Below are 11726 nucleotides of genomic sequence, written 5' to 3'. Positions count from 1 at the left end.
TTTTGAAGATCGCCGTGTACTCGAACTCGCGGCCGGCCATGGCCTTCGCCGCCTGCAGGACGCCCACCGTGCCGGTGGCGTTGTCGTCCGCGCCCGGCGCGTAGCTGTCGCCGCTGAAGTTGGTCGAGTCGTAGTGGCCGCCGATCACGACGTAGCGATCCGGGTAGACCGCGCCCGGCTTGACGCAGACCACGTTGTCGTTCCAGCTGTTGTAGTTGTGGAAGGTGACGTCCGTGTAGCCGTAGCTGAGGAACTGGTCGCGGATCCAGAGCGAGGCGTTCAGGCCGCCGGCGTACTGCGAGTGGCGCGTGCCGAAGTTCTGCAGGGTCTGCACCTGGCTCTGCAGCTCGCTCTGGACGACGCCCGCCACCATGGCGGTGATCACCGGGTCCACGTCGCGCAGCGGCGCGGCCTCGGTCCACGGGCTGCGCGCGAAGCGCAGCGGACGGCGGAAGACGCGCTGGATGTCCGGCAGGCAGCTCGGCGTGAGCGCGAGGTCGCCGGCGGGCACGCTGAGCAGCCGGTACTGCGCAGCGTCGAGCAGCACGCGGGCGCCGGCGGGGTCCGGATGCGCGGTGTGCGCCGCGCCCGGCGCGTGCCGGTAGGCGATCAGGTACTCGCGCGAGCCGTCGTCGCTGGGGTCGAGAACCTCGACCGCGCGGCCCCAGGCGCGGAGCTGGGCCAGTTCGGCCGCGTCGACGAAGGCGAGATAGCCGTCGGCGGCCGGCAGCTCGGCGACGAGGAAGACCTCGCGGTCGACCAGGGCTGGCCCCGTCTCTCCGGCGCCGGCGATGCGGACGAGCTGCCTGCCGGTGCCGGCGGCGCTGGCGAGGGACGCGGTGAGGCAGAGCAGGGCGAGACAGGCGAGGAGGCGCTTGCGCATGGGGACTCCTTGGCTGGCGGCGCGAACGGCGAGCAGCGCCCGATACCCGGGGGTCTGTCGGGCAGGGTAGGCTTCAAGTGTAACAGGTGCGGCCGGGGATCGCCAGGCGTGGCGCGCGACCCCAGCCTAGAAGCGCTGGAGGAGGCCGATTTCGAGGCGCTCGCCGCTGTGGCTGAAGCTACCCACGGGCGGGTCGCGGTCGCTGGGCGCGTCGTAGCGGTCGAGTTCCTGCCGACTGGCCTCGACGAAGAGCGCCACGTTGGCCCAGAGGAGCCACTGCGCGCCGACCGCCGCTCGCCAGCCGTGGCCGTAGCGCACCAGCTCGCTGATGGGCCGGTAGTCCTCCCAGCCGGCCTCGTAGCCCTGGCTGTAGCCGCTGCTCTCGGCGCGAATGCGGCTCACCAGGAGGCCCGCGCTGGCCTGCGGATAGAGGCGACCCAAACGGGGCAGCTGACTGCGCACGAACAGCTCGCCCAGCCCGGTGAAGGCGGTGAAGCGATAGCGCACCGGGTAGTTGCCGCTGCCGAGGGAGACCTCGCGCTGGACCTCGCTCTTGTCGCTCGCGCAGATCGCCGCGCCCAGGCGCAGAGGGCCCCAGACGCGGTAGTCGTAGCGCAGGCTCCAGGTGTTCAGTTCGCTCCGGTCGAAGAAGTCCGCGTACTCGGCATCGGCGAGCGCGAGCACGCCGAAGCCGAGGCCGACGGTCGAACGCAGGGGATCCGGGGGCACGAGCAGAGCGCCGTCATTCTCGCCGCGAGCGCCGCGCGGCGCGGCGAGACCGGCCATGGCGATCAGGCAAAGGAGCAGGAGTGGCCGGCGCGGCAAGGTCCACCTCGGCGTGAAAACGGCCGGCTCCCGGAGGGAAGCCGGCCGCGAGTCTAGCGGGGGCCGCCGCCCCCGTCAACGGGGCCCTAGCGGCCGGGGCAGGCCGCGGCGACGGCGGGATCGATGCCCTTGTCGCCGTAGGCCTTGTCGAACTGGGCGGCGAACTCGCCGGCGAGCTTCTGCGCGCGGGCCGTGAAGGCCGCCTTGTCCTTCCAGGTGTTGGCCGGGTGCAGCATGGCGGGATCGGACACGCCGGGGCAACTCCGGGGCACCAGCACCTTGAAGATCGGATCGGCGTCGTACTCCAGGTCGTCGAGTTCGCCCGCGAGCGCGGCGTTGACCATGCGTCGGGTGAGGTTGATGTCCATGCGCTGTCCCTCGCCGTAGGGCCCGCCCGACCAGCCCGTGTTGATGAGGTAGACCCGCGTGCCGTACTGATCGAGCTTGCGGCCCAGCATGGACGCGTAGTCGTCCGGGTTGCGCGGCATGAAGGGGGCGCCGAAGAAGCGCGAGAAGGTGCTCACCGGATCGACGATGCCCGTCTCCGTGCCGGCCAGCTTGCTCGTGTAGCCCATCAGGAACCAGAGCATGGCCTGCTCGCGGGTGAGCTTGCTCACCGGCGGGATGACGCCGTTGGCGTCGGCGGTGAGGAAGAGGATCGTCTTCGGATGCCCGGCCATCGAGCTGGGCTTGATGTTGCTGAGGTAGCGGAGCGGATAGCTGCCGCGGCTGTTGGGAGTGAGGCGGGCGTCGTAGAGGTCGAAGCTGCCGTCGGGCCACATCATCGTGTTCTCGATGACGGCACCGTGCTCCTCCACCTTCGCTTCGTGGAAGCAGGCCCTGTAGATTTCCGGCTCCTTCGCCGGGTCGAGGTCGATCAGCTTCGCGTAGCAGCCGTACTCGAAGTTGGCGATGCCACTCTCGCTCCAGCCGTGCTCGTCGTCGCCGAGCAGAGCGCGCGTGGCATCGGCGGAGAGGGTGGTCTTGCCCGTGCCCGAGAGGCCGAGGAGCAGCGCGCTGTCACCGGCCGGCCCCTCGTTGGCGCTGCAGTGCAGGGGCAGAATCCCGGCCGGCGGCAGGAGGTAGTTCATCACCGTGAAGATGAGCTTCTTGTTGCTGCCGCAGTAGGCCGAGCCGTAGACGACGCCGAGGCGGCGGTCGAAGTCCATGGCGACGACCATCGTCGAGGTGTGGCCCAGACGCGGGTCCTCGCGCAGGCGACCCGCGTAGCGCTTGGGATCCAGCTTCTCGTAAGGCAGCGTGATGAGCGTGAAGGGCTTGTCCTTGAAGATGCTCCGTTTCACCTCGGCGTCCGACCAGGGCCGGAACATGTTGTCGATGAAGACCGCGTGCAGGGCGTGGCTGCTCACCATCTGCACGGGCAGCGTGTAGGCGGGATCGGCCCCGACCAGGCGGTCGATCTTGTAGATCCGCGGCAGGCGCCCGAAGACGGCGAGGGCGTCCTCGAGCACCATGTCCATGGTCTCCGGCGCGAGCGGGATGTTGTTCGCCGCGCTCCAGTCGATCGTCTTCTCGCTCTCGGGCCGGCGGACCATGACCGTGTCCTTCGGGCTGCGCCCGGTGGACTCCGGGGGTGTCCAGGTGACCAGGGCGCCGCACTTGGCGGCGACGGCCTCGCCGTGCGCGAGGGCGGCGCGGATCAACTCGGGGCGGGGAAGGTTGTCGTGCACAGCCTTGCCGCGGCTGGCCAGCAGAGCGGCCAGCTTCTCCTGGAAAGTCATCGCCATCTCCTTGAAGGATCCCGTTGCCCGCCGGCGTCGCTGCCGCCGGAATTCGGACCCACAGTAGAGCTTCGTGCGGGGAGCGTCAATAGAGGGCCGGGCCGGCGGCGCGGTCCGGGCGGGGGGCGCGCCAAGGCCAGTCAGGCGGCGGCGATCACCGGCCGTCCGTCAAGGTGATGAAGCCGTGCTTGCGGAAGATCGCGGCGGCCCGCGGGCTGGTCAGATAGCGGTAGAAGCTGAGGGCGGCGGGCGCCAACTCCGCGTCCGCGTCCGCGGGCTCGATGAGCGCGAGCGGATAGCGGATGGGCGGGGCCAGGCGACCGTCGAGCTGGGCCACCACCTCGACGTTGCCGACCTTGGCGTCCGTGAGGTAGACGATGCCCGCGTCGACCTTGCCCTGCTCGACGTGAGCGAGCGCGGCGCGCACGTCCTTGGCGGGGTGCAGCTCGCGCTTCACCGGGTGCCAGATGCCGGCCGCCTTCAGCCAGGCCACCGCGTAGATGCCCGCTGGCACCTGCTCCGGATCGCCGATGGCGATGCCGTCGATCTTCTTGGTCAGGTCGGCCGGGCTCTGGATGCCGGCGGGATTGCCCGGCGGCACGACGAGCACGAGCTGATTGGAGAGGAGATCGAGCCGGCTGTCCGAGCGCACGCGCTCCGTTTCGCGGACGAGGTAGTCCAGCCACTGCTCGCTCGCGCTGAGGAAGAGCTGGGCCGGGGCGCCGTCGCGGATCTGGCGCGCGAGGGTCGAACTGCTCGCGAAGACGGGCAGCAGCGGCGGCTTGCCGCCGTCCGCCTCCCAGGCGGTGGCGATCTCGCTCACCGCGTCGGTCGCGCTGGCGGCGGCATAGAAGTGGATGCGCTCGGGCTCGCGGCGCCCGCAGGCGAGGCCGAGGAACGTGAGGAGGAGCGCCAGGCCGGCGCGGTGAGAGCGGGGCATCGGATCCCTCCAGCGCTGGAGGGCGAGCCTAGACCGCCGTCGGCCGGGATTCAACGAAAAGCCCGCCCGGCAGCAGCCGGGCGGGCTCTGCGAGCGGTCAATGCGGCGTCTACTTGCCGTGCTTGGTCAGGTAGTCGGCGACGCCCTTGGACGTGGGCTTCATCGCCTCGTCGCCCTCGGTCCAGCCGGCGGGGCAGACCTCGCCGTACTTCTCCAGGTGCTGGAGCGCGTCGACCATGCGCAGGGTCTCGTCGATGTTGCGGCCCAGGCCCAGGTTGTTGATCGTCGCGTGCTGTACGACCCCGGCCTTGTCGATGAGGAAGGTGCCGCGCAGGGCGACCCCGCCCGGCAGCAGGACGCCGTAATCCTGGCTGACCGTCTTGTTGAGGTCGGCGACCAGCGGGTACTGGATGTTGCCGATGCCGCCCTGCTCCACGGGCGTGTTCTTCCAGGCCCAGTGGCTGAACTGGCTGTCGATCGAGACGCCGATCAGCTCGACGCCCTTCGCCTTGAACTTGGGGAGCTGGGGGTTGAACTCGAGGATCTCCGTCGGGCAGACGAAGGTGAAGTCCAGGGGATAGAAGTAGAGCACCACGTACTTGCCGCGGTAGTCGGACAGCTTGAAGTCGTCCTTGAAGGTGTTGTCCGGCATCACGGCCACCGCCTTGAAGTCCGGGGCCTGCTGGCCGACCTGCACGGGGAGCTTGGGCTCGCTCATCATCGCTTGTTCACCTCACGTTCCTGGTTGGCTGGCTGCGCGCAGTCCTCGCAGAGACCGAAGAACTGCAGTCTGAACTGGCTCACTTCCCGATCGACGCTCCGGATCATGGCCTCCTTCACCGTCGAGGGCAGGCCCGGGTAGACGTCCTCCACCTTGCCGCAGCGGATGCAGAAGAAGTGGTGGTGCGGCTCCAGGACTGCGTCGTAGCGCCGTCCCTGCGGACCGGCCGGCAGCGCGCGCACGAGACCCTCGTCGACGAGCTTGCCGAGGTTGCGGTAGACGGTTCCCAGGCTGATGCTGGGCACATCCTGGCGCACTGCCGCATGGGTCTGCTCGGCGGTCGGGTGCTCCCGCGTTCCCTTCAGGAAGCTGAGGATGGCCTGGCGCTGCTGGGTCTTTCGCATAATCAGGAACCATTCTTGGAAGTAGCGAGAAAGTAACAGGGAATCCGGGTGGAGCAAGGGGATATTTTGCGAATCATTCCTGGTAACAGGAGCCACTTCTGCGTTTCCCCGTGACCACCCCTGCCGCCGGACCTGCGGCCTTTCCCGGGCGGCCCGCCTGCGCTAGCTTGCTGCCATTCCACTCGCCGATCGAGGTTGCCCATGGGACGCCCGCTCACCCTGATCCTCGCCCTGTCCTGCCTGCCCCTTTCCGCCGGCGCTCAGGCCAGCGTGCTCGCCCACGCCCTGCGCGTCGAGCTCGATCCGGCCAGCCATCGCCTGAGCGCCGTGGACACGCTCCGCCTGGCGGCCCCCGTCGCCCGGCTCGAGTTCGGCCTGCACGAGGCGCTCCTGCCGCGCGCCGACGATCCGGCGCTCGCGCTCAGCGAGCTGCCCGCGGACAGCAGCCTCGGGGAGGGGCTCCGGCGCTGGCGTCTCGAACGCAGGGGCGGCGAAGCGAGCGCCGAGTGGCGGCTCCGCTGGACGGGCGAGCTCTTCCAGGACGTGAGCGGCACGGTCTTCAGCCGTGAGCGCGTCGGCGCCGAGATCCGGGCGACGGTGGGCGAGGCGGGCGTCTACCTCGCGGGCGGCGCCGGTTGGTACCCGCTCGTCGACGCGGGCGCGAGCCAGCACCGGCTGACGGTCGTCCTGCCGGAGGGCTGGCGCAGCCTGGCCATGGGGCGCTGCCTTCGCGACGTCAGCGCCGCCGGCCGGCGCGAGACCTGCTGGGACGCGCCCTTCCCGAGCGAGGGCCTGGATCTCGTCGCCAATCGCTTCCGGGTGGACGCGCTCAGCCATGGCGACACGCTGATCGAGACCTACTTCTTCCCCGAGGACTCGAGCCTGGCCGCGGGCTATCTCGAGGCCTGCGCCGGCTACCTCGATCTGTACGAGTCCTTCCTCGGCCCCTATCCCTTCGCCAAGTTCGCCGTCGTCGAGAACTTCTTCCCCACCGGCTACGGCATGCCCTCCTGGACGCTGCTCGGCCAGCAGGTGCTGCGCCTGCCCTTCATCAAGTCGACCAGCCTCGGCCACGAGATCGCGCACAACTGGTGGGGCAACTCGGTCTTCGTCGGCGAGGGCGGCAATTGGTGCGAGGGGCTGACCAGCTACACGGCCGACTACCTCTACAAGGAGCAGGAGTCGGCCGAGGCCGCGCGCCAGTACCGCCGCTCCACGCTCAAGGACTACACGCACTACACCCGGGACGGCCGCGACTTCCCGCTCAGCGAGTTCGTCAGCCGCCACGACATGGCGACGCGCGCGGTCGGCTACGGCAAGAGCCTGTTCATCTACCACATGCTCGAGGAGCGCGTCGGGCGGGTGGCCTTCCGCGCTGCCCTGCGGCAGATCGTCGCCGAGAAGCAGTGGCAGGCCGCGACCTGGGCGGACTTCTTCCGCGCCATCGAGACCGCGGGCCAGCTGGCGCCGGGCGCCCTGGAGGACGAGCGCCGCCAGTGGATCGAGGCGCCGGGCGCGGCCCAACTCGCGCTGGGCGCGGTCGCCGTCGTCAAGGACGGCGCCGGCTGGCTCCTGCGCGGCGAACTCCTGCAGACGGGAGCCCCGCTCATCCTCAGCGTGCCCCTGCGCGTGACGACGGCCGCCGGCCCCGAGGACTTCACCGTGCAGACGGCCGCCGCGCGCCTGCCCTTCGAACGCCGCCTCGCCTCGCCGCCCACGAGCCTGGCGGTCGATCCCGACTGCCACGTCTTCCGGCGCCTCTACGACGAGGAGATGGAGGCGACGCTCAGCCTCGTCCTCGCCGACGAGGACCCGCTCTTCCTGCTCGAGCCCGGGCTCAGCCCCGAGCTGGCCGGCGCCGCGCGCGAGTTCGCCGCCGCCTTCGTCGAGGGCGAGCCGCGCCTGCTCGAGGCGGCGGGCGCCGAGGCGGCGCTGACCCAGGCGCGCACGGTCGTCTGGCTGGGGACGGCGCCGCCGCCGGCGGCGATCGGCGAGCCGGCGCCCGGGCTCCAGCGCACGCCCTTCTTCACGGTCTTCCAGGGCCAGCGCTTCGAGCCGGGCAAGCACGCCCTCGTCTACGCGGGCAAGCGCGGGGCGGGCGGGGGCTACCTAGCCGTGCTCGCCGACAGCCCGGGCGAGCTGCGGGCGATCGCGAGCAAGGTGCCGCACTACGGCAAGTACAGCTACCTGGCCTTCGTGGGCGGACAGAACCAGCTCAAGGGCAACTGGGAGCCGGCGGCCGGGCCGCTGCGGCGTGCGCTCGCGGCCGGCGACTAGCGCGGCCGGCGCGCGGGGCCTCGCCGGGGCTGGACCCTGCCCCCCCTGGGGCGCGATAATCAGGGCATGCCCTCCCTCGCGCGCGCACTGGCGGCCAGCCTGCTGCTGGCCGCCCTCGGCTGTCGCCCGGCCTCCGCGCCCGGGCTCGACCCGGAGCAGCTCAGTCTGCTGCGCCTGGAGTACCTCGAGCGCGCCGAGCGCCTGCCGGCGCTGCGCTTCGATCAGGTGGAGCTGCCGGCGGCGGAGCGCTTCGGCAGCTTCAGCCCCCTGCGCTGGGAGCTGCGCGCGCCCGCGCTGCCGCTCCAGGAGGCGCTGCGGCCGCTGCCCTACGCGGATCCCGGCCCCCGCCTGCGCGAGAGTCTCGCCCGCGTGCTCCAGGACTTCGGCTTCGAAACGGGCGGGATCTCGCGCCGGCGGGCCCTGCGGCTCCTGGTCAGCGTCGAGCGGATCGTCCTGCTGACCGAGGCCGACGGCCAGGAGCGGCGCAGCTGCGAGCTGCAGCTCCTCCTGCGCATCGCCGAGGAGCCCAGCGGCCTGGAGCTCCGCCGCTACCGCAGCCGGGGCCGCAGCGAGCTGCCGGGCTCCTGGCTCGCGCTGCGCGAGGGCCATGCGCAGTGGTCGCCCCACCCCGGCGAACCCGATCCCCTCACGGCCGCCGCCGCGCTCGCCGCGCAGGATTTCCTCGCCGAGAGCCTCGACTTCTGGCGCCGCCCCGCGAACTGGGAGCAGGGCGCCGTCAACCTGACGGCGCTCCCCGCCGCAGGGCAATCGCGCTGAGCAGCCCGCTGAGGGCAAGGCCGGGAAAGATCGGGCGCAGGCCGAGGGGATAGCCGCCCGTCGCGGCCTGGACGATCACCCAGGCGAGACTGATCCCGCCGCCCGCGAGCATCGCCGCCAGGATCCAGCCGGCGCGGGGCGGGCACGCGCGGAAGCTCAACGCCAGCGGGAAGAGCAGCACGGGCGTGCCGATGCTGCCCAGGTCATGCCAGAGGCCGACGATCGACTCCCGCCAGAGGGCGAGTCCCAGGCTCGCGCCGGCTGTCACGAGCATGCCGAAGCGGCTGTAGCGCGTGGCGCTGCCGCGGCTGCCGGCAAGGCGCCAGCAGATGTCCCGGCCGCAGGTGACGGCCGCCACGAAGGCGTAGCTGTCGATCGTGCTCATCACCGTGGCGAGCAGGCCCACCGTGAAGAGCGCCTGGGCGACCGGCGGCAGCACCTCACTCGCCAGCGCCGAGTAGGCCGCCCCGGCGCCGGGACCGCCCGGCGCGTCGAGGCCCGGCAGCGCAGCGCGCGCGTAGAGGCCGCTCAACGTGGTCAGGCAGTCGAAGAGCAGCCAGAAGCCGATCGAGACGAGCAACCCGCGCCGCGCCGTCCGCTCGTCCTTCGCCGCGAAGCAGCGCTGGTAGAAGACCGGCTCGACGAGCGTGGCGCTCGCGATGAAGTACCAGACGAGCACCGCCTGCAGGCCCTGCCCGCCCGTGAGGCTGAGGTGGCCGGCCGGCAGCCGGGCGGCGAGCCAGCCCGGGCCGCCGTAGTGCTGCATCGCCGCCGGCACGAGCAGCCCGAAGCCCAGGAACATCAGCGCGAACTGGACCTTGTCCGTGAAGATCACGCCGCGCATGCCGCCCCGGTAGATCTCGATCAGCGTGAGGGCGGCGCCGACGAGCAGCGCGGGCAGCAAGGGCAGACCCGTGAGCTGGCCGAGGATGACGCCGAGGGCGAGCACGTAGGCGGCGGGGGCCGTCATCACGAAGAGGACGACGCTGCCGGTCAGCGCCACCGCCGGCCCGTAGCGCGCGCGCAGCTGGTCGGGGATCGTCAGCGCGGGCGAGCGCCGCGCCCGCCCCGCGAGGAAGAGCGCGAAGACGAGCGCGTAGAGGTAGTAGGGCACGCCGAAGACGACCCAGTTGGCAAGGCCGAAGCGGTAGCTGTACTCGGCGACCCCGAGCACGCCGCCGTACCAGCTCGAGACCGTCGAGGCGACGAAGGCGGGCAAGGTGAGCGTGCGCCCGGCGAGCAAGTAGTCGCTCTCGTCCTCCACGCGCGGCCGGAAGTAGCGCCCCACCACGAAAGCGAGGAAGAGTGCGTAGACGGCGAGGGCGGCGCCGGTCACGGCGTCAGCTCCAGCGGCGGTCGCGGTCGCGCAGGAGCGAGACGCTGAGCAGCAGGGACCCGCGGCCCACGCGCACGCCGAGCGGCGGCGCGACGACGCGATTCGACACCGTGGCCGGCCCGCCCGGCGCCAGGCGCGCGTCGTGGAGCGGGTAGGCCGCGCCGGCCAGGTTCACGTCGCTGACCGGGCTGGCGAGGGGAATCAGCGAGAAGCCGGTGCCGACCGGCAGCGGCCAGTGCGTGAAGGAGTGCGGCGCGAGGCGGATCGTCACGCTGAACTCGTCGGCGATGCACAGGCTCATCCGGTCGGCGAAGCGCTCGACCAGCGACACGTTGAAGAAGCTGTGATCGAGGCGGGCGCCGGTGGCGCCCAGGAGGACGGCCTCGGCGAAGAAGCGCTTGAGCGCCCAGAGCAGGGCCTTCTCCGAGTCCGTGCTCTCCTGCTCGGCCACGTGGAGGGCCGGCAGGCCGTCCACCGTGCCGCCGGACTCGTCGGCCGCGATCCGGGCGGTCTCGTCGCGGCGCAGGGCGTCGAAGTCGCCGATGATCAGGTCGGGCAGGCGCGGCAGGCGCTCGTAGGGGCGGCCGGCCGCATCGGCGCAGATGAAGACGTCCGCCTCGGCGAGCCAGTGGTCGAGCACCGCGTAGGGCGGCGGCGGGCCGTCGCAGAGCACGACCGCCCGCCGGCCCTGCTTCGGAAACAGCGTGCGCGCGAGGCCGGCGGGATGCCAGGGCTCAGAAGTCGTAGCGCACCCCCAGCAGGAAGTGGCTCTTCGCCGCCGGCACCTTGTAGTTCCCGTCGCCCCAGCCGTCGTAGTAGCCCCAGGTCTCGTACTCGACATCGAGCGCGTTGTAGAGCTTCAGCTCGATCTCGCTGCCGGCCAGGGAGGGAAGGCCGAGCGCGGCGGGCCGCAGCGCGAAGGCGATGTCGAGCACCCGGTAGCCGTCGATCCGGCGCTCGGCCCGGCCGCTCACGTCCAGGTACTGCCGGCCCGCGCTGCGCAGCGAGAAGCGGCTGGCGAGCGGCCCCCAGTCCGAGTCCAGGCCGATCCTGGCGAGGTGAGCGGGCACGCCGGCGAGCGGGTTGCCGGAGAGGTTCAGGCGCGTGCCGTCCGCCTCGTAGAAGGAGAAACGCTCGAACTTGTCCCAGGAGCGGGCGAAGGCGACGTCGAGCCGATGGGTGCCCGGCAGCTCGGCGAGGGCGGGCAGGGCCGAGAGGAGGCCGGTCGCGCCCAGCTCGAGGCCGCGGTGCAGGGTCTGGTCGGCGTTGCCGCGCACGCCCTGGCCGTCCGCGTCGAGGGCCCCGTAGTCGACGACCTCGTTCTGGAACTCCATCAGGTAGCCGTTCAGGGCCAGCGAGAGCGAGGCGCCGCGCCAGGTGAATCCGGCCTCGTAGTTGCGCACGAACTCGGCCTCCACCCGGGGATCGGTCCAGTAGACGTACTGCAGCTCGCCGCCGGCGTAGATCGGCGTCGCCGTGCCGAAGAGGGGCTGCGCGCCGAGATCGTCGGGCCCGGACCAGGTGTCGAAGAGCTCGCTGTCGGCCGGCTCGCGGTGGGCGATGCCGAAGTGGCCGTAGAGCCCCAGTTCGCCGCCCAGCGGCGTCCCCGGCGCCTGCCAGAAGAGGCCGCCCTTCGGGTTGAAGAAGTCGTAGTCGACCTGGTAGCGGTTGCGCAGGGCGCCCTGGAAGTTGCCCGTGGCCTGCTGGAAGAAGTCGTACTGCTTGTGCTGGAAGTGGAGGTCGACGAGGGCGCTCAGACCCCAGCCGAGCGCGAACTGCTCGTTCGCGTAGACCGACCAGGCCGACTTGTCGCCCGTGTAG

Annotated in this window: 11 protein-coding genes; 2 read left to right on the top strand and 9 right to left on the bottom strand. The window is 71.5% G+C overall.

Annotation, left to right across the window (positions count from 1 at the left end; translation table 11 throughout):
* The 6 genes from FJ251_09110 to FJ251_09085 all read right to left on the bottom strand — a co-directional run.
* On the bottom strand, positions 1–883 hold an 883-nt coding region (locus FJ251_09110; protein MBM4117888.1), incomplete at its 3' end, for a M28 family peptidase.
* Between the two features lie 126 nt (positions 884–1009).
* Positions 1010–1708: a hypothetical protein gene (locus tag FJ251_09105; GenBank protein MBM4117887.1), complete on the bottom strand. Its 699-nt coding sequence runs from the start codon at positions 1706–1708 to the stop codon at positions 1010–1012.
* A gap of 86 nt (positions 1709–1794) precedes the next feature.
* Complete coding sequence (locus tag FJ251_09100; GenBank protein MBM4117886.1) at positions 1795–3450, bottom strand: phosphoenolpyruvate carboxykinase (ATP); 1656 nt, start codon at positions 3448–3450, stop codon at positions 1795–1797.
* Between the two features lie 154 nt (positions 3451–3604).
* Positions 3605–4390, bottom strand: a complete 786-nt coding sequence (gene modA, locus FJ251_09095; GenBank protein ID MBM4117885.1) for a molybdate ABC transporter substrate-binding protein — start codon at positions 4388–4390, stop codon at positions 3605–3607.
* A gap of 109 nt (positions 4391–4499) precedes the next feature.
* Positions 4500–5108, bottom strand: coding sequence for a peroxiredoxin (locus FJ251_09090; GenBank protein MBM4117884.1), 609 nt, complete (start codon positions 5106–5108; stop codon positions 4500–4502).
* The gene (locus FJ251_09085) at positions 5108–5515 is read right to left on the bottom strand and encodes a transcriptional repressor (GenBank protein ID MBM4117883.1); all 408 of its coding nucleotides are present in this window, start codon (positions 5513–5515) and stop codon (positions 5108–5110) included. Before FJ251_09085 ends, FJ251_09090 begins: the two co-directional genes overlap by 1 nt.
* A 201-nt stretch (positions 5516–5716) precedes the next feature.
* On the opposite strand from FJ251_09085, the gene FJ251_09080 reads away from it, so the two are divergent.
* A complete protein-coding gene (locus FJ251_09080) occupies positions 5717–7792 on the top strand; it encodes a M1 family metallopeptidase (protein MBM4117882.1) in 2076 nt (691 codons plus the stop codon).
* Positions 7793–7858: 66 nt separating this feature from the next.
* Positions 7859–8569 (top strand): hypothetical protein, encoded by a 711-nt coding sequence (locus FJ251_09075; GenBank protein ID MBM4117881.1) that lies wholly within the window; start codon positions 7859–7861, stop codon positions 8567–8569.
* Here the strand turns inward: FJ251_09075 and FJ251_09070 are convergent.
* The 3 genes from FJ251_09070 to FJ251_09060 form a co-directional block, all read right to left on the bottom strand.
* A complete protein-coding gene (locus FJ251_09070) occupies positions 8529–10007 on the bottom strand; it encodes a sodium:solute symporter family protein (GenBank protein ID MBM4117880.1) in 1479 nt (492 codons plus the stop codon). The genes FJ251_09075 and FJ251_09070 overlap by 41 nt on opposite strands.
* Positions 9910–10746, bottom strand: a complete 837-nt coding sequence (locus FJ251_09065) for a thiamine diphosphokinase (GenBank protein MBM4117879.1) — start codon at positions 10744–10746, stop codon at positions 9910–9912. The genes FJ251_09070 and FJ251_09065 overlap by 98 nt, the downstream gene beginning before the upstream one ends.
* Positions 10640–11726: TonB-dependent receptor (locus tag FJ251_09060; GenBank protein MBM4117878.1), on the bottom strand; the 1087-nt coding region annotated here is incomplete at its 5' end. The genes FJ251_09060 and FJ251_09065, both read right to left, overlap by 107 nt.

The organism is bacterium (assembly GCA_016873475.1).
In the GTDB taxonomy this organism is placed as follows: Bacteria; Krumholzibacteriota; Krumholzibacteriia; order JACNKJ01; family JACNKJ01; genus VGXI01.
The sequence above is the reverse complement of the archived record's forward strand: the minus strand, read 5'-3'. Positions and strand labels throughout refer to the sequence as shown.

Coding starts and splice junctions, on each gene's coding strand:
- FJ251_09100 (MBM4117886.1), bottom strand. CDS start 3,450: ATGACTTTCCAGGAGAAGCTGGCCGCTCTGCTGGCCAGCCGCGGCAAG.
- modA (MBM4117885.1), bottom strand. CDS start 4,390: ATGCCCCGCTCTCACCGCGCCGGCCTGGCGCTCCTCCTCACGTTCCTC.
- FJ251_09090 (MBM4117884.1), bottom strand. CDS start 5,108: ATGAGCGAGCCCAAGCTCCCCGTGCAGGTCGGCCAGCAGGCCCCGGAC.
- FJ251_09085 (MBM4117883.1), bottom strand. CDS start 5,515: ATGCGAAAGACCCAGCAGCGCCAGGCCATCCTCAGCTTCCTGAAGGGA.
- FJ251_09080 (MBM4117882.1), top strand. CDS start 5,717: ATGGGACGCCCGCTCACCCTGATCCTCGCCCTGTCCTGCCTGCCCCTT.
- FJ251_09075 (MBM4117881.1), top strand. CDS start 7,859: ATGCCCTCCCTCGCGCGCGCACTGGCGGCCAGCCTGCTGCTGGCCGCC.
- FJ251_09065 (MBM4117879.1), bottom strand. CDS start 10,746: ATGTCGAGTACGAGACCTGGGGCTACTACGACGGCTGGGGCGACGGGA.